The organism is Arcobacter pernae (genome assembly GCF_049472135.1).
Taxonomy (GTDB): Bacteria; Campylobacterota; Campylobacteria; order Campylobacterales; family Arcobacteraceae; genus Arcobacter_B.
The window spans coordinates 119,078-138,252 of record NZ_JBMOVV010000006.1 but is presented as its reverse complement, the minus strand read 5'-3'; the positions used below and the strand labels follow the sequence as shown (position 1 = coordinate 138,252).

The following is a 19,175-nucleotide window of genomic DNA, read 5'->3' as shown; positions in this document are numbered from 1 at the left end:
TTTAAAATGAGACAAGTAAGGCAAAGCCAAGTTATAAATAACTTTTTTACTTTTGCCTCAATTATAATTATTTCAGTAACATTAACACTATATGTAAAATATATTGTTAATGAGCCTGAAACTACTAAAGAAAAAGTAGTTCCTTTAGCATGTGAAGAGATTACTCTTACTAAATATAAAGTATATAATCAACAACTTTTAAATGATTCTCTTAAAGCCTTACGAAAAGGTTATTATAGATTAAATGGCTCTTATAAAAAATCTGAGAATTCAACTGTTGAGAAGTTAGTTTCATTAAATAAAATGAATGAACTATATATGCAAGCTATTCAAAAAGCTCCTAAAGAAAATATTAAAAAGTATTTGACAATTGAGTATAAATTAGTAGAAAAAAATAGTACAGATGATAAAATAAAAAGAAAACAGTTTTATTCTGGTTCAATTCTTACAACTTTTAAAGCAGATAACAAAGAGATATTTAAAATATTTACTGATTTTAGATTGTATGATGAAAAAGAGATTTTTAATAGAATAGATTGTTCAATAAAGGTATATAAAAACAATGCTAAGAAGTTATAATCAATCAAAATTTACAGCTACAAATACAATAATAGCTATTACAATAATAATGTATATAATTCAAGAAACTATCAATAAGGGTAGTTTACTTTTTGGATTAAATATGTATTTTACTGTGTATGATTTTTGGTGGCAGCCACTATCTACTATGTTTGCTCACGGAGGTATCTTTCACCTTGCAATGAATATGTTTGTTCTTTATCAATTTGGAAGTTTAATTGAGAGGTTTAGAGGGGCTAAAGAGTTTTTACTTTTATATTTTATTTGTGGTATTTCTACATCTTTGCTTTCTTTTACATACATTTATTATTTAGATAATTATGTGAATTTAGTAGGTGCTTCTGGGGCTATTTGTGCTATCTTAGGATATGTTGCTTATTGGGATAAAACTCAAAGAAGTGGTATCATAACTTGGGTATTATTAATCTCTGTTGCACCACTTTTAATAGGTCTTCCAATTGCTTGGTATGCGCACTTTATAGGTCTTGCAGTGGGGTTTTTATATGCAATAGTTAGAAGATAGTCTTCTAATTATTGCCATAGTATTTACTTGCAAACTCTTTTACTTTTCCTTCATCAACGATATCTTTTAAAACTCTGTTTATTTCATCTATTTTATTAATAAGTGTTGATTTTCTAGAGATACCTACATATAAATCAATTCTTTTCTCCGGTCTATAAGAAGTTTTTTCCACTTGATTTTGTAATCCTAGTTTTGCTATTTCAAAGTCTGCTTGACAGTCTGTACCTATTATAACTTTCATTCTTTTAAGAGCTAACATTTTTAACAATTGTTGTTCATTTGTGACAGCTCTTTTTTGTAGAGTTTTATCATTGTCAAATTGTTTGAAATAAGCAGAATTATTTACATAGCCTACTAAATACTTTTTTAAATCGTTGTATGTTTTGATATTTTGACCTAAACCTTTTTGTGTATAAAATACAGGAGAACATGAGTAGTAAGGAATTGAACTATATTTTATATATTCTTGTCTCTCTTTTTTTAAAGCAATACCTGTCATCATATCGACAGTTCCATTTTTCATATTTGCTAAACTTCTAGCCCAAGGATAGTGTCTAAAGTTGGTTTGCATATTTAATCTTTTTGATAACTCTTCAAGTAAATCAAAATCAATACCACTATAAATATTTTCATTTGTCATACGAAATGGTGGCCAATCATCAGTTGGTATAAGAATTTCTTCTTTTGCAATAAGTGTAGAAAAACATAATAATGTTATTAATAGAAGTTTTTTTAACATGACATACTCCTTTTTTCAAAAAAGTTTTATATATAACGCTAATTATAACATATTATAATAGAAATATATGTAAGTGTCAATCTATAATTTTGTAAAGAATGTAACTGCTCCCATTACTACTAAAACAATAGCAAGTGATATAAATATATCTTTTAAAGTTACTGTAGGATTTAAAATACCACAGTATGGGCATTGTCTTTTTTTAGGTTCAATTTCTCTTTTGCAGTTTTTACAAGTAGCTATGATTTATCCTTTTTTTTGATGTGATATTATCATAAAGAGCGTTAAAATAAAAGTATTTCAAATTGCAATATATTTAGATATAGATTTTTTTTTGAGTTATACTTTCAAAATGTTTTTACATTTAGATTTAGACTGTTTTTTCGTATCAGCTCATAGAACAATAGATAGTAGTTTAGAAGATATTCCAGTTGCAGTCGGAGGAAGAAGTAACTTAAATATTTTCTCTTCAAAAAAAGAAGTTCGTAAAATCTCATCAAATTCAGGAGCCTTTGTAAGTACAATTCTTACAAATGAAGGACAAAAGAGTTTTAAAGACTATTTTGTAGATGAAAATGGCAGAATTAGAGGAATAATAACTACAGCATCATATGAGGCTAGAGCATATGGAGTTAAAACGGCTATGAGTGTAAACGAAGCTTTAAAGCTTTGTCCTCATCTTAAGATGTTGCCACCAAATTATCCTTTGTATCATGAATTATCACAAAAGTTAAAAGAACTTTTAATAAAAGAGATTCCTTTAGTTGAACAGTTTTCTATTGATGAATTTTTTGGTGATGTTACTGGTTATATTGGAGAAGATGAGATTGTAGAGTTTGCTTATAATCTCAAAAAAAAGATATACCAAGAGCTAAAATTACCTATTTCAATTGGTGTTGCTAATACAAAATTTTTATCAAAACTTATTACAGAATATGCAAAGCCTGATGGTGTTAAATATGTTGGTGCTAATTATATTGCAAATTTTACTAGAAATATTCCTATAGAGGAGTTTCCTGGAATTGGAAAAGGTTTTCAAAAAAGACTTAAAGGATATGGAATCAAAACTTTAGGTGATATAAGAAAAAAAAGAGAACTATTCTACTCGTGGAAGAAACCAGGGATTGATTTATATAATCGTGTTTGTGGAATAAGAGATACAAAATTAACATTAGAAAGAGAAAAAAAGTCAATAGGAATAGGGCGAAGTTTTGATCCTATTTTTGAAAGAGATGAGCTTAAAAGAAGAGTTATGATTTTAAGTAGATATCTTTGCTTTTTAGTAAAAAAAGCAAATGTTAATCCTCTGACTTATGCAATAAAAATAAAGTATGAATACAAAATAAAATCAAAGAATTATATAAATGTAAATAGAATATTTAATGAAACAGATTTTAAAGAAGCAATGATTCATCTTTTTGAACAAAATGATATTCATCCTAAACATGGTGTAGTACAGTTAAACATAACTGTTTCAAATTTTGCGAAAGTTAATGAGTATACTTATAATCTTTTTGAATATGAAGAAGATTTAAAGAAAAGAGAACTTACAAATCAAATGCAAAAGTTAAGAGTAAAGTTCGGTGTTGATATTATCAAAAGTGCTAGTGAAATAAAAGATGATAAGTTATAGGTTTTTTTGTTAAACTTGAAATGCTATAATACAAAAAAACAAAAAAAGTGAATATATTATGGGAATAAAAGATAAGTTAAAAGAAAAATCAAATAGGTTATTGAATATTGCATCTGAAAATACAACAAAGGCTTTTGATTATCCTAGAATTAAAAGCGAGCAAGTAAAAGAGGCTATTAGATTAAAAGTTAGAGAAAAAGCTATCTTAGCAACAAAAGCAAGGCTTGTTGAAAATCATAAAAGTTTTGATGATTTTAGTGATGATGAATTAGAAATAATAATTGCTGATGAAGAAAGAAAAATAATGGATGATTTAAAAACTAAATCTTTAGTTGTAGCTTTAGCTGCACTTGGTTTAAACTTTTTTATATAGGTATTTAGATGTTTAAACAAGTTAAATCAGCACTATTTTGGTACTACTTATATAAATTTAGAAAAAGAGTTATTTTAGTAGCCCTTCTTTTGATTATTGCAATATTTGCAAATGCAATTTATGCAGATATTGTTGAATATTTAAAGCTAAAAGAAAAGTTACAATACTTAGAATTAGTGCTTGTCACAAAATGGATTATTATTATTTTTAATCTTACTTTCTCTATTTATTTACTACTTACTTTATTTAAAAAAGAAGAGAGTGTAACAAAGCCTAATAAAAAAGAAAAAGAAGTTAAAAGTAAAGAAACTCCCCTAGATAAAGGACTTAGTGATAGGGAAAAGAGTTTTTTACATAAGAGGAAGTTAAAAACAAAAGCAGATTCTTTACTAGAAAAATAATTTTTATATCCGATTTTAATTAATGTTTATGTATCATAGTATTTATAAATAAATATTATAAGGTAAATTATTGAAGTTAGTATTTGAAATCACTCTTTTATATGTTGAAGATGACGTGAATATAAGAGAAGAACTAGCATATTTTTTAAAAAATAGGGTTACAACTTTACATGTAGCAAAAGATGGTCTAGAAGGCTTAGAGCTATATGAAAAATATAAACCAGATTTAGTGATTTCAGATATTAGTATGCCAAGATTAGATGGTATACAAATGAGTCAAAAAATCAAAGAGTTTGATGAAAATGCAAGAATTATAATTCTTACTGCTTTTAATGATAGTGATTACCTTACAAATGCAATAAACTTAAATATTGATAGATATCTAATCAAACCAATAAATCTCAAAAGCTTACACGAAGCAATAAATAAGATTTATAAAACAATAGTACTAGAAAGAGAAAACAAAGAAGTTGTTAATCTTTTGGAACAATACAAAAGAATTGTAGATTTAAGTGCTATTGTTTCTAAGACAGATGAAAAAGGTGTTATTACTTACGCAAATGAAAAGTTTGAAGAAATCTCAGGTTATTCAAAAGATGAGTTAATTGATAGCTATCATAATATCGTAAGACATGAAGATGTATCTCCTGAACTTTACAAAGACCTTTGGGATACAATCAAAAATGAAAAAAAGCCTTGGTTTGGAACAATCAAAAACAAAAATAAAAAAGGTCAAGCATACTATGTTGATGCAGTAATAGAGCCTATTGTAAACTCAAAAGGTGATATTATTGAATATATAGGTATTAGACATGATATTACAGATATTATGAATCCTAAAAGACAGCTTCTGGATGATATACAAAACATGTCAACACCAATGTTAACAGTTGCTAAAATCAATAATTACAATATTCTAAAAGAGTTTTATACAGAAACTCAAAGAGATGAGTTTGAAGAAGTTTTTTCACAAGTTCTTTTAAAATGTTTTCCAAGTCATCTTAAAATAGATAGAGTATATATTTTAGGTGGAGGTTTATTTGCTTTTTTAAAGAATGATGTTTTCAATAAAGAGCATATGAGCATATATCTACATAAATTTTTAATCAACTTAAGTAGAACTGATGTTTTCTTTCAAGAGAATAAATATGAAATGGATATGCTTTTAAGTTTCTCAACTGAAAAAGAAAATCTTTTTGATGATGCTATTACTGGGATTAGATTACTTCATGAAAGTAAAAAAGATAAGATTATTTTTGCAAATGGTTTCTATGAACAAAAACAAAATAGTGCTAGAGAAAAATTAAGAGTTTTAACTCTTATTAAAAATGCTTTAAATAGTGAGAAAAAAGTATTATCTTTTTATCAACCAATAGTATGTAATAAAACGCAAACGGTTGTTAAATATGAGTCTTTACTTAGAATAATCAACTCAAAAGAAGAAGTAGTATCTCCTTTCTTTTTTATGGATATTGCAAAGAAATCAGGTTATTATCATGATTTAACAAAAAAAGTAATTGATAATGCAAAAAAAATTCTAAATATGAATAAAACTATTCATATCTCAATAAATGTTTCTTCTTCAGATATTGAAGATTTAGAGATTAGAGATATGCTGTTTGAATTAGTAACTATAAAAGAGAATATAGGAAGAGTTACTTTTGAGCTTTTAGAGGATGAAGAAGTTCAAGATTTAAGTGCTATTAAGATATTTATTGAGCTTGTAAAGCTTGCAGGTGATGTTAAAATCGCTATTGATGACTTTGGTACAGGTTATTCAAACTATGAAAGATTAAATATTTTCCAACCAGATTATATTAAAATAGATGGAAGTTTAATAAAAGATATTTTGACAAGTAAATATAATCAAAGTATTGTAAAATCAATAATTATTTTTGCTAGAGAAAATGAAATTAAAACAATCGCTGAGTTTGTTTCTGATGAAAAGATTCATAAGAAAGTAAAAGAGTTAGGTGTAGATTTCTCGCAAGGTTTTTACTTTGGAAAGCCTGAACCTATTATAGTTTAGGCTTATCTAAGTGTTTTATAAAGCTGTATAGCTTCTTCTACTTTTTGTCTTTCAGGTTTTCTTCTACAAGACATATAGCATTGTTCACCTGCTTCATTTTTATAAGGATAAACTGTTGCATAAACCCAGTAGTATCCACCTGATTTAGTTTTGTTTTTTACATATCCTTGCCAAACATGTCCATCTTTAACAGTCTTCCATAAATCTTCAAAAGCTGCTTTTGGCATATCTGGATGTCTTACCATATTGTGAGGTTGTCCTAATAATTCATCAAGAGAATATTCTGCAACCTCACAAAATTGTTCATTTGCAAAAGTTATCATACCTTTTGCATCTGTTTCACTAACTAAAAAAGCATCATCTTTAAGTACAGTTTCTCTTGACATGATTAGTTATCCTCTTCTTTTTTTAAATTCTAAATCACAATTGTGTTCTTTTAATTTATCTAATAGTTCAAATATTACATTGATTTGTAACTCAATATTCTCAGTAACTGAGATGATTTGACCATTTTCATAACCTTCAGCATATAAGTCAACACTATCTTGAACCATATGATGGAATCTTTGGTGTGTTGCTTTTAATTCTTGCCATAATTCACTTTTTGTAAACTCTAATCCTTGCTCTTCACTTGCGATTAACCATTTACCCATATCACATTGTGTGTGATCTTTTACTTTAAATTTATTACCAACTTTACAATCACTAAAGTTTACATTTTTGAAGTTAATATGGTCAGATTTTAGTTTGTTTAGATCAAAGATGTAATCTGTATTACATACTCTTCTTTTTGCATCAGCATCAAAAGCAGTTCTATCAACTGCACCTTGAAGTTGGATAGATAACTCTTGCGTTGTTTTAGCCATTTGACTAATCTCAGAAGCTAATTGTGCATTACTTTGTGTTGCTTGGTCAAGTGAGTTAACTGTATCATTGATTTGGTTCATAGCTTCTTGTTGTTCTTTAGTAGCATTTGCAACTTCACTAATTAACTCAATTGTAGTAGTAATATTTGTATCAAGTTTATTAAAGCCTTCAATCATTTGGTATGAAACTTCTTTACCATCTTTAGCTTTAGCAGTTGCACTTTCAACTAATGCTTTAATCTCATTTGCAGCCTCAGCAGATCTAGCTGCTAAGTTTCTAACTTCTTGAGCAACAACAGCAAAACCTTTACCAGCTTCACCAGCAGTAGCAGCTTCAACAGCAGCATTAAGTGATAAGATATTTGTTTGGAAAGCAATTTGGTCAATTACTGTAATCGCTTCATTAATTGTATTTACTTCTGTACTTAATTCATCCATAGATGAAGAAGTTTTACTAGCTAACTCTTTACCTATTTGACTTGATTTAGTAACTTCTGTTGCATATGCTGCCATTTTTGAAGAGTTTTCAGAACTAACTGCAATAGTTGAAGTAACTTCTTCTATAGCTGCTGCTGTTTGCTCTAGTGCAACTGCTTGTTGATTTGAAGCTTTACTTAATTCTGCTGCTGCATTAGATAAGTCTTTTGCACTAAATGTTAATCTTTTATTTGAGTTATCAATAAGTGCCATTACTTCATTGATAGTAGATTGAGTTACCTTTGTACCACTTAGTAATGAAGCAATTAAACCTGTAACACCTTCAATTCTTGGAATCTCTTTATCATATCTAGCATTTGCTAATTCAATTAAAGCATTTGATAAAGTAGTAAGATTTGCTTGTGTTTTATTAATCATTCCATTTATTTCATCTACAAGTCTTTGAATATCACTTGATGAGGCTTTTAGTACAATTCTTTCATTGTATAAACCAACATTTACTTTCCCCATTACAACTCTTGCTTGGTCAATAACTTTTTTATCTTGATTTGCATTTTCTTCAAGTTTATCTATGTAAAGGTCAAAGTTTTTAGCAATATTTCCTAACTCATCATTTGATTCTAAGTTAATTTTAGAACCTTTTGTATCACTGTTTTTAACTAGTTCTTCTACACCATTATTTAGTTTTTGAACACTTGATAAAATACCTTTAACAATAGTTAATAAGAACATAACACAAATGAAAAGTGCAATTGTTAAAGCAATAGCAACATTTTGCGCATTTGCCATTACTTCTTTGTTCTCTTCTAAAGTTAAGTTAACTTTTTTGTATTGAAGTTGTTCAATAGATAGAATTGATTTTTCAATAGAGTCAAATATCTCATCAACAGCAATCATTGAGTTATTAACTTTTTCTTCCATTATGTTAAAAGTTTCACCTTTTTTAGCCATTGTTTTTCCAGCATTGATCATAGCATTGATATTTTCTCTTAGCTTTTCATCATTTAATTTACTAAATAATTCAGCTTTTAATTTATCAACATCTTCAAATCCACTTAAATCACCAACTGCAAGAGCATCTGTAAGAATCTCTTGAATAGAAACTATTAGGTATTTCAATTCAATTAAAGAGCTATTTGTATAATCAGAAGCTGTAATATTATCAATATTTTCTTCGATATCTTCTACTGCTTTATCGAATTTTTTCATCTCAAATAGTGAGTCTTGTCTAGCTGTAAATTTCTCAATTCCCGCATTTGCTAAGTCTTTTAAGTTTTTCACATATGAATTGATTTTAGAATCAATATTATTTAATTGAACTTCATTTTCATCAGATGTATTTATTTTATTGATTTCTTCAAAAGTTTTAGAATATCTTTCTTTGATTTCATCAATAGTATATAAACCCTCTGGGTCAGCAACAAGTGCAGTATCTGTAGAAACTTCTTGTAAGTTTTTAATATTGTACTTTAACTCTTTGTATAAATTTAGTTCTTTATTATCATTTACTATATTTTCATTTGCATTTTCTATTTTATATAGTGAATAAAATAAACCTATTGCATTGATAATTAGTAATAATGAAAACGTAGCTGCTAAAATCAAAGATTTTTTCTTAATATTCATATGTATAACTCCTTATGTAACATTGAATTATAAATGAGAGAATCTTATATTTAATTTAATCCACTCTTATTTTCTAGTAAAAAAGTAAAAAACTTACATAAATAATACACTTTAGTTATTTTTTTAACCAAAGTGCTTGTGTAGGGTATGCAAACTCACAATTATTCTTTTTAGTCAGCTGTGAAATTTTTACTAAAACATCCTCTTTTACTGTTAACCATTCTTCCCAATCAGGACTTTTTGAAAAACAATAAACTAATATATTTACAGACGAGGGCCCAAACTCATCAATAAAAACTAAAAGGGTTCTTTTAACACCTTGAAGGTCTTCTCTTTTTATGGCTTCAAATTTTCGTGTGCTTGTAAGCTGTGCATTTTTACTAGTAGCTATACCTGGGTGATTTGAAAGCATTTCGTATATATCTTCTCTTAATTGAATAACATCTTCCATCCTTGATTCATAAGTAATTCCTATACTCATTTTTATTCTTCGACCAATTCTTCTTTTTGACCAGTTCATGATGTGTGTGTTTGCAAGTTGAGAGTTTGGAACTGTAATCATTGCATTGTCAAATGTTCTAATTCTTGTTGTTCTCATTCTTATGTCAACTACAGTTCCTTCAATATCTCCTGTTTTAATCCAGTCACCTTGAGAAAAAGAGTTATCTGTCATGATACTAAGTGAACCAAAGAAGTTCGTAAGAGTATCTTTTGAAGCTAAGGCAATAGCAATACCACCCACACCAAGTGAAGCTGCTATGGCTTTTATATCAATACCTAGTTGAGAAAATAAGAATAAAATTACAAGTAATACTAAGATTATTTTTATAATTCTTAGAATAAATACAATCATCTCTTTTCTAACATTTGGGTACTTTTCAAGTAGATTTTGAGCATAATAGTTTATACTATTGTTTAAAATTGCATAAAGCCCCCATGTAAGAAGTGCCATGTATAGAGTATTTATCCAAGGGATTATTTTCTCAATTAAAATAGGGTCTTTTACTAATATATAAATTGATATTTGAATAGCAAGTAAATATAAAGCATAAATCAATGGAGTATTTATAGACTCTTTTAAATAAGCTCTAATCTCATCTGCATCTTCATCATCTTTTTCTTTTCTTTGTACAAAAATCTTTGCAATAAAGCTAGCTATAATAGAAATGATTTTTAAATTTAAAAGTCTAAAAAAACCTATAATAAATAAAACCACTACTACTTCACCAATTGAAAACTTCAAGTGATAAGATGTAAGGTTTGAAATAAATGAAATTCCTTGAATTGAATCAATCTTTTTTACAAAGTATTGTAGGTTGAACTCATCAATAAAAAAGTTTGTTTTTCTAAACTTAGAAATATTTTCTAAAAGGTACTCTAAAACAAAGATTTGTGTATGTCTTTGGTTGTATAGATTGATATAGTTTTTTGTTAGCTCTTCAGATATATAGTTTGTGTAATCTTTTTGCTCTTCATAAATAGATTCATACTGTTCTAAAGAGTTTTTTTTCATCTTAGAAATACTATCTTGTAAAAGTTTTTCAAAATATTGTTTTTCTCTAAACTCTTGTTTACCTTTTACTATATTTTTTAAAGTCTCTTCATAAAGTTTCTTTTCTCTTATATACATAACTCTAAGGCCATCTCTTACAACAGCTAAGTCATTATTTGCTTTTTTATTGATAGTTATTTTATTTGACAATAGTGTTAATTCTTTTTTATATTCCTTGTCATTGTTTAAAGTTATTAAGTATGATTCATTGTTTATATTTTCAATAACACTCTCTAAAAGTTTGTTTTGAAGCTCTAATTGTTTCTGCTCTTCACTCTTAGGTTTTTTTGTTTCTTTTACTTCTTCATTTGTTTGTTGTTCAATAGCTTTTAATGAATTGTTATTAATAACTATTTCAGATTTTTTATCATCTTCTTGAGGTTTTATTAGTTTTACTGGTTCTTGTGTAGCCGTTTGTGAATACAATAATAGTGGAAGCACTATTAGTAATAAATATTTCTTCATAAAATCTCCATATTTTTAAAAATTATATCTTATTTTTTATGATTGTTATAGTTAAAAAATATAAAAAAATAGTGAATTATCATAGAAACTTATAAGATATATAAATTTTTAACATAATAGATTGAAAGTGAACTTAAATTTGTTTTTATATTATAATAAATCTGATAATTAATCTCAAATATATTTCATACTATTTTATTATTTTTATAAATTGCTATGTTTGATTAGTATCATGTTGAATATAACAACAAATTTATAAAACAATAATAAAAGAATCAAAATCCTTCTTTTTTCCTTCATTTTATTTATATACTTTTATTTGTTTAAAATAAGGAGAAAATATGAATAATACAGCATTAATTTTAGTGGACCTACAAAATGATTATTTTAGTAGTTTTAAAGGCGCAAAGTATGAATTATATAAAACAGAAGAAGCTGCAAAAAATGCTTTAAGGCTGCTAAACAAATTTAGAGAAAGAAATATGAAAGTTATTCATGTAAGACATGAATTTGTAGGTGAGGGTGCACCATTTTTCGCACAAAAAAGCGATGGTGCAAAAATACATGACAGTTTAACACCTCTAGAAGATGAAACTCAAGTTTTAAAACATGAGATTAACTCTTTTAAAGGTACAGATTTAAAAGAGATATTAGATTCTTCTAATATTGAAAATGTAATAATCGTCGGAGCAATGTCTCATATATGTATAGATGCTATTACAAGAGCTGCAAGTGACTATGGATATAGTTGTCAAGTTGCACATGATGCTTGTGCTACAAGAACTGTTGAGTTCAATGGTGTAAAAGTCGATGCAACACTTGTTCATGCTTCTTTCATGGCAGCTTTAGATTTTGGTTATGCAAAAGTTCAAAGTACAGATGAGATAATAGAACAACTTTAAGGTATTTAATGGAATTAAGTGATTTATCCGTACTTTATATATCTGACAAAAAAGAAAAAGAGGAGGGTTTATACTCTCTTCTTTGCAAGACAGTAAATAAAGTATTTTGTACTAAAACTATAGAAGACTCAAAACAAAAGTATATAAAAGAGTCACCATGTTTACTAATAATAGATAGCAATTTTGAAGATAGAAATATCATCGATTTTATGAATGAAGTAAGACAAGATGATATAAAAACAGCTTTTATAATACTAAGTGAAAACAAATCGAATGAGTATCTAACAGAGCTTTTAGAACTTTATATCACTAAATATCTTGTAAAACCATATACTGAAAAAATAATACTACAAGCTTTAAATAAATGTATGGAGATAATAGAGCGACGATTATACAGTAACTTTAAACTTGCAGATAATATCTTTTTTAACTTTCAAACTCAAAGTATTATAAAAGGCAATGACTCATATGTCTTAAATAAAAAAGAGAGTTTGCTTCTAAACTTATTTATTCAAAATCAAGGACGAGTTGTGACATATGAAGAAATAGAGTATCATATCTGGAATAGCGAAAATACAGAAGCAGCACTAAAATCTTTGATAAGAGACTTAAGAAAAAAGACTCACAAAAATATGATAAAAAACTATTCAGGAATAGGATATAAACTAGAACTTAAGAATTTACTTAGTAGTTAATCGAGTTTGTATGGTGCGACCGGCGGGACTTGAAACAGTGCTACCAACAAAATAAGATTTAAAAGTCCCATCTGTTGGTATATCTTAATTTACCTTCTATATTAAATTCACTAAAACTAGTGAATTTCATGCAAGATTCATGTAAAAAATCAGTCAATTAGGTCATCTTCATCAAACTCTTCATTTTCTAATGCCATTTGATAAATCCACTGAAAGTCAAGAGTATTCAGTACAAAATCAGCATAATCCATTTGAACTTCAGGAATAAGGTTGATTTTCGCTAAATTCTCTTTACATAGTTGTTTATAATAATTTTTAATTTCAACAATAATACTTTCTTGACACTCTCTTAAGTCATTGATATTATAGTTATAAAATAAATCATTAAATTGTAGATTATAATTATTTAATTCATAATTTAGGTAATCAGAAATACAAAAGGATAATTTATTTATGATATTTGTATTTAATAGATTAAAATCACCAATAAATTTTAATGTGGAATTGATTTCATCTATTTCATTTATTTTATGAGATTGAAATAAGTATTCGATGGTTTGTATATAGTCGAACTCTTGCTCTCTCTTTTTTAATAGATATAATGAGTTAATTAAAATATAAGTATTATCTTCAAAATAATTAAGTGACTCATTGTTATCTATAAATTGATTAATGAATTTTAGTAAAGTATTTGTGTCTATATCAACATTAAGCATTAATGATATATTGAATAACTCAATTAAATATGTTGTATTTTCACTAAAGTCATTATCTTCAAGATTATTTATTATAGTAGTTAATATGTTTTTCGATAAAAGTTTTTTGTTAGTTAAGTAGTGTAAAGTTTCAAGAGATTCTAGTGTTTTAAGATTTTGAAAAATATTTAAAATCCTTTCTATATTATGTGTTCTATGTATTATAAAATCAGCAATTGATGGGTTAAATAAGCTATATTCTACACTATTATCATAGTTGATGGTTCTATTTATAAAATATCTAAGAAGCACCTTTATAAGGGAAGTAAACTCTTTAGATTTATAGCTATCATTTTTTAGAGATTCTATTTTCCTTATTTTTTCAAAAACTTTAATTAGTTCATATTCATAAATTGTATTTCCATTATAAACAATAATGATTACAATTAGTCTCATAAAATCATCACATTCATTTTCATAACTTCTTTCCCAAATTTGAGTGGGATTATTAAGAGACTCGAAGACGTCATTGAGATAACTGTTACTATTAATAATAGAGGAATGAGAAGTAATAAATTCAATTAATCTTGGACTAAAGTTACTATGACTAACAATACTGTTATTTATATCATCATAAAGAAGTGTTTTTTTTGTGTTATCATTTAACTTACTAAAATAAATATGATTATATAGTAGCTTTTCTTTGTCATTTTTACTTAAAGAATTGAGTTTTAAGATAAATTCGTGATTCTGAATATCTATTGAATAAAACTTATCACTCATTGACATTGCTTGGTTAAAAATTATAGTTCTTGTAGTCAATATAAATCTTTTATTATCGTTTTTAACTATTCTTTTTAAAAAGTTGACTATATGAGAATCTTTTCTATTTAAGGCTTCTAGATAATTTGAGCCTAGAAAATCATCAAAATAGAATAATTGTTTTTTATCATAATTAAAAACATCTTCTGCTTCCTTTATTGAATCATCAATAACAATGAACTCAAAACCTTGTTCTATATATTCTAGAGAAATAAAGTTTGCTAAAGTAGTTTTACCAATTCCCGGTTCTCCTGATATTATTAAAAGTTTATTTTTTTCTAATACTGATTTAGCTTTTTTATGACTGTCTGTCTTAATATATTTTGGAATACTATCTCGTATATCTTCAATTAAGAATTGACTTCTACCTTTTATTGCATTATTAAAGATTCTAGATAAAACAGTAGTACTATTTAACCATAGTTTATAATTTCTTTCTTCTATATCTTTATTATCTTTTAATATATTATTTAGTTTTTCTTGATAATAGATGTCGTTTTTACTTTTTATATGAGGTGAAAATAAATTAAAAATTTCATCAACGTTAGCTTTTGTTAATTGTACAGATGTTACAAAGATATATTTTGAAGGTGATAGTTTTTTGACTTTTGCAATTTCTTCTTTTTTTATTTTACTTTTTAATTGACTGTATCCTGATTTTAAAAAATGTTTACATTGAACTACTTCTTCATTATTTTCATCTATAAAAAAAATCCCATCTATTCCACCATCTCGACCTTGTTTAAAACGTTGATATTTTTTTCCTCTATCTTTTGAAATTAATTCAAGAGTTATATTTTCAAATTCTTTGTCATTTAATGTTGAAAAATCGTAGTCAACCATTATTTTTAATCCTTAATAATTTAAACATTTTATTTTATCTAATACTTAGTAAAAAAATAATTTTTATATTCATGTAAAACTTTTTCAAGATATGATTATTTTCATGTAAAAAATATTCTAGGCTTAAATAATTCATGTAAAAAGTGCTTGATTAAAGCTAAAAAAGTTATTTTATATTTTTTATGTAAAAAAATCTTAAATTTTGCATGAATTGAAAGTTAAGTATCGATAAGTTGGAAGTTATAGATGGTGCGACCGGCGGGATTAGCTTAATATAGCTATAAAAAGCTAAATATAACCATATAATAGCACTTTTAGAAGTTATTAAATTTTATAAATATTGTTGATTTTAGTTGTTTTTGGAACAAATTTGGAACAAAAAGGGTTTTAAGCATGATAGTTTCATATATAGTATAGACAATTTAAAATATATACATATGTTTTAACAATAAAAATTTGTAAAGCCCAGTCCCTGACTTTTACAAACTTAAATTATTGTTATCTAATAAAAGTTTACGCTCTTGTGTGTGATATATATTTAGACTGTGAGCACTATGGATAAACTTCTAAACTTTTTTTATTTTTTAATTCTAACATAAAATCTAAATTATCCCACTTAATAAACCAATTTTTTTCTTCATTTATAATTTTTTTATGAAGATTCTCTGCTACACCATATTTTTTAAGTATTAAATTTTTGAATTTTTCATTTATGTATGGACAAGATAATATATCAAATAATAAAAAGACTGTTTCAGTTCCTTTATTTAAAGAACCTTTATTTAGTTCAAAATTTTTTAATATATGGCTTTTTAAGTGTCTTTTAATTATTTTATATCTTCTTATATCTTTAATATAGAAAAGTAAAATAACAATTGATAAGTAGTTTAGTGTATTATTTTTATCATACAGTTTAAAGTACTTAAATAAATCACATTTATCAATCCTATACATTTTACCAAGTTCAGATAATACTATTAATAAATATGATGTTTCTATTTGAGTATATTTATTTAATGCGTGTTTATTTAGTATAAAAATCACTTCATCAAAAACTTTTTTAAATATTAAATGCTTTACCTCACTTATTGAATTGTTTTCCTTTGTAAATTTAATTATTAGTGAAAGTATAGAACTAATTTTAATTGTACTATTTGTTTTAGGGTTAATTGCATATAAAAAGAAGCTAAAGTCTAAAACTTCTAAAATAAATTTACAAAGCTTATATTCAGATTTTGTATGATTATTAATGTCTTTGAAGTTTGAAAAAACTGTTTCTAGTATATTATTAATTATAGCAAAAGTCCAGTTTAAAATTTCATTATATGTTATATTTGTTTCTTTGACTATAATTTTAAATTTTGTTATTAGCTTTTGTGAATTAATATAAAAGTTTAAATCCTTTACTTCATTCGTTTCTTCATTAAGTACTTTTTCAAAAGAAAGATTTGTATTTAATAATTCATTAATTTTTTCTTTTGCCATAGTTAATTCAGTGATTATAGGTTTTTCATATGTCTTACATTTATTTTCATTAATATAAAGTCTAAATTTTTTTAATTCTAATTGATATGTCTGGAATACTAAATCTTTAACTGACTTATCATTATAAAATATAAAAAAGTCATCTACATATCTAAAAATTTCATAATCTTTTTTACTGTAGAGTTTTTCCTTTTTTAATGTCATTAAAACTTCATTATCAATTTTTTGTAGTAAAATTTCAGCAAATATTCTAGAGAATTCTGGACCTATAAGTATTCCATTTGTTTCATTGTAGTTTGCTCTTTGCATTAATTCATCAAATAAACTGCTAAAATTTGAGTTAGTTAATTTTTTTGAAATCATCTCTTTGACTATTTGTTTATTATAAACCATCCAACTAATTGAATGTGTATAAATACTATCAAAGCATTTTGTTATATCAAATTTATACATTTCATTAAATTTCTTTTCTGCTCTTTGGTATTTGTACGATTCAAAAAACTTATGAATATTACTATAATTTTTATAACTAAAAAAAGTTTTTAAGTTTTCATAATTCTTTCCATGTTCTTCTATAGATTCATATTTATCAAAAATATTATCAATTTTTTCATTATTATATATTTTATATTTGGCAGTTTTATAAGGTCTTCTTAAAGAAAATTCACTTATGTTACAATAATATTTGATTGACTCTGAATACTCATTATAAAACCATATAAAAACAAGTTGATTAATTGGATGAATAATAGATAATTCTCTGAAGTCATTTTCTTTATGAGAAATTTTAAAGTTAAAAGGTATAGTTATTAAATTATTAGTACAGTCGGCTGAATCTTTATTTACTTCTATACCATTAAATATAAGTCTTAATATTTCTTTTTGATGTTTACTTAGTTCTTTACATTTGATTTCGTATTTACCATTATCTTTAATATTAAATGAAATTCTAAACTTTGTTAAGAATCTATAAAAGTATCTATTCGTAAATATTATAGGAAGTTCATAGGGCAATATATCAGATAATACAACTCTATTTTTATTGTATTTAATTTTTATTCTTTTTTTATTTTGCATCAATATTTTTCCATATTCTTATAATTTCTTCAATTTGTTTAAATGTGAATTTTGAAAAACTTTTATTCTCCCAAGAGTTTAAAAAAGTATATTTATTAAGTCTCATTCTAAGTTTATCAATATCTACATGTCCTCCATATTCTTTTCTTATTTTATAGTAACAAGATAAGTTGACAAGTTGATTTTTCAAATATAAGTCTAATACTCTTAAATCGTGTTTAAGATTGAAAATTTCGTTAGAAAAATTTATACCTATTAATATGTCTTTTTTTGCATTTAATAATTTAGTATTTCCAGTTAAGAATTTTATTCTATTAATTAAGTTTTTTCTGGCTTTTTTTTCATTGTATTTACTCTCGTCATGATAAGAATCAAAGGTTAATTGCATTTTTATTATATATCTTTTCATTTTTTTAGTTGAAAATCCAATATATAATTTATTTTTATTACTTAAGTTTTTTATATTATTGAAATAGAATTTATATCCTAGGAATTCTAAATAATCCTTTTTAACATTTTCTTGGTTTGATGTCGGTTTTGTAAAATTGTATTCTATAGTTTTATTAGTATTTATTTTAACTTTATGTTTCTGTAGTAAATTTTTTAGTGTGTAGAAATAGTTGTATTTATCAGTAATGATGTTAGGAGTAAATATAATTATAATATCGTCAACATATCTTGCATAGTATATTACATCTGAAGAAGATTTCATTTCATTATCAAAATCTTGTAAATATATTTCTGATAAAAAGGCGCTTACTCCTATTCCTCTAGGAATGCCATTATCTAATTTTGAATAACTTCTATATTCTGATAGAATTTTATAAGTCATTTTTTTAGAAAAATTACTCAGCACATTGTTTTTACTAATTTTATTCTTTAGAACTTTTAAGTCTATATTCTCATAAAAACTTTCTAAATCTGTTTTTATTATATATTTAGGAAAGTTGTTATTTAAAATATTTTTTAGTTGATATGTGATTTCATATTTATTTGATTGATTAATATCAAAGGCTAATTTATAGTTATATTGCAATTTTTTTATTAAAAAAAAGTTTGTACTATCAATATTTAGTTTATAAATTTTTTTACCATTTTTTTTAAAGTGATTAAAAGTAAAGTTATAGTTACTAGTATTGATGTTATTAGCAATTGTCTTTAATTCAACTTCTAAAAGTGCTTCTTTATTCTTTATTACTTTGTCTTTAAAGCTTTTTAACCTTCCTAAAGTATATGAGCTAGAGCTATTGTTTTTTTTATATTTTTTAATTAATTTATTAATAATAAGTAAATAATTTGAATATTTATGTAATTTATTAGATATAACTCTATCAATATATTTACCTTTTTTATTTTCATATTTATATATTTTAAAAAAATTATCAACATTAAAAAGTTGCTTCAAAAATATTCCTTTTTTAATTTTATGTAT

Annotated in this window: 15 protein-coding genes; 8 read left to right on the top strand and 7 right to left on the bottom strand. The window is 25.2% G+C overall.

Annotated features, from left to right (window positions below; all coding sequences use genetic code 11):
- The first annotated feature begins 6 nt into the window (after positions 1-6).
- Positions 7-579 carry a hypothetical protein gene (locus tag ACH5BF_RS08715; RefSeq protein ID WP_423273821.1) on the top strand — a complete coding sequence of 191 codons (573 nt, stop codon included), beginning with the start codon at positions 7-9 and terminating at the stop codon, positions 577-579.
- Positions 563-1,102, top strand: coding sequence for a rhomboid family intramembrane serine protease (locus ACH5BF_RS08710; RefSeq protein WP_423273820.1), 540 nt, complete (start codon positions 563-565; stop codon positions 1,100-1,102). Before ACH5BF_RS08715 ends, ACH5BF_RS08710 begins: the two co-directional genes overlap by 17 nt.
- A gap of 4 nt (positions 1,103-1,106) precedes the next feature.
- Here the strand turns inward: ACH5BF_RS08710 and ACH5BF_RS08705 are convergent, their stop codons facing one another.
- Positions 1,107-1,841 carry a substrate-binding periplasmic protein gene (locus ACH5BF_RS08705; protein WP_423273819.1) on the bottom strand — a complete coding sequence of 245 codons (735 nt, stop codon included), beginning with the start codon at positions 1,839-1,841 and terminating at the stop codon, positions 1,107-1,109.
- Positions 1,842-2,193: 352 nt separating this feature from the next.
- Here ACH5BF_RS08705 and ACH5BF_RS08700 point away from each other — a divergent pair, with 352 nt between their 5' ends.
- The 4 genes from ACH5BF_RS08700 to ACH5BF_RS08685 all read left to right on the top strand — a co-directional run bounded on the left by ACH5BF_RS08700 (position 2,194) and on the right by ACH5BF_RS08685 (position 6,277).
- On the top strand, positions 2,194-3,474 hold the full coding sequence (locus ACH5BF_RS08700; protein WP_423273818.1) for a Y-family DNA polymerase: 1,281 nt from the start codon (positions 2,194-2,196) through the stop codon (positions 3,472-3,474).
- 58 nt (positions 3,475-3,532) lie between these two features.
- Complete coding sequence (locus tag ACH5BF_RS08695) at positions 3,533-3,847, top strand: hypothetical protein (RefSeq protein ID WP_423273817.1); 315 nt, start codon at positions 3,533-3,535, stop codon at positions 3,845-3,847.
- A gap of 8 nt (positions 3,848-3,855) precedes the next feature.
- Positions 3,856-4,248, top strand: coding sequence for a hypothetical protein (locus tag ACH5BF_RS08690; protein WP_423273816.1), 393 nt, complete (start codon positions 3,856-3,858; stop codon positions 4,246-4,248).
- 70 nt (positions 4,249-4,318) lie between these two features.
- Positions 4,319-6,277, top strand: coding sequence for an EAL domain-containing protein (locus ACH5BF_RS08685; protein ID WP_423273815.1), 1,959 nt, complete (start codon positions 4,319-4,321; stop codon positions 6,275-6,277).
- 2 nt (positions 6,278-6,279) lie between these two features.
- On the opposite strand, the gene ACH5BF_RS08680 is transcribed toward ACH5BF_RS08685, so the two are convergent.
- The 3 genes from ACH5BF_RS08680 to ACH5BF_RS08670 all read right to left on the bottom strand — a co-directional run bounded on the left by ACH5BF_RS08680 (position 6,280) and on the right by ACH5BF_RS08670 (position 11,224).
- A complete protein-coding gene (locus ACH5BF_RS08680) occupies positions 6,280-6,663 on the bottom strand; it encodes a PAS domain-containing protein (protein WP_423273814.1) in 384 nt (127 codons plus the stop codon).
- 6 nt (positions 6,664-6,669) lie between these two features.
- Positions 6,670-9,207: a methyl-accepting chemotaxis protein gene (locus tag ACH5BF_RS08675; RefSeq protein WP_423273813.1), complete on the bottom strand. Its 2,538-nt coding sequence runs from the start codon at positions 9,205-9,207 to the stop codon at positions 6,670-6,672.
- A gap of 115 nt (positions 9,208-9,322) precedes the next feature.
- Positions 9,323-11,224 (bottom strand): mechanosensitive ion channel family protein, encoded by a 1,902-nt coding sequence (locus ACH5BF_RS08670; protein ID WP_423273812.1) that lies wholly within the window; start codon positions 11,222-11,224, stop codon positions 9,323-9,325.
- Positions 11,225-11,565: 341 nt separating this feature from the next.
- Here ACH5BF_RS08670 and ACH5BF_RS08665 point away from each other — a divergent pair, with 341 nt between their 5' ends.
- Positions 11,566-12,126, top strand: a complete 561-nt coding sequence (locus ACH5BF_RS08665) for a cysteine hydrolase family protein (protein ID WP_423273811.1) — start codon at positions 11,566-11,568, stop codon at positions 12,124-12,126.
- A gap of 8 nt (positions 12,127-12,134) precedes the next feature.
- On the top strand, positions 12,135-12,821 hold the full coding sequence (locus ACH5BF_RS08660; protein WP_423273810.1) for a response regulator transcription factor: 687 nt from the start codon (positions 12,135-12,137) through the stop codon (positions 12,819-12,821).
- A gap of 149 nt (positions 12,822-12,970) precedes the next feature.
- Here the strand turns inward: ACH5BF_RS08660 and ACH5BF_RS08655 are convergent, their stop codons facing one another.
- The 3 genes from ACH5BF_RS08655 to drt3a form a co-directional block, all read right to left on the bottom strand.
- On the bottom strand, positions 12,971-15,181 hold the full coding sequence (locus ACH5BF_RS08655) for an nSTAND3 domain-containing NTPase (protein WP_423273809.1): 2,211 nt from the start codon (positions 15,179-15,181) through the stop codon (positions 12,971-12,973).
- A 552-nt stretch (positions 15,182-15,733) separates the two neighbouring features.
- A complete protein-coding gene (drt3b, locus tag ACH5BF_RS08650; protein ID WP_423273808.1) occupies positions 15,734-17,743 on the bottom strand; it encodes an antiviral reverse transcriptase Drt3b in 2,010 nt (669 codons plus the stop codon).
- Entirely contained in the window at positions 17,733-19,148 is a 1,416-nt protein-coding gene (drt3a, locus tag ACH5BF_RS08645; protein WP_423273807.1) for an antiviral reverse transcriptase Drt3a, read from the bottom strand. The genes drt3b and drt3a overlap by 11 nt, the downstream gene beginning before the upstream one ends.
- Positions 19,149-19,175 lie beyond the last annotated feature (27 nt).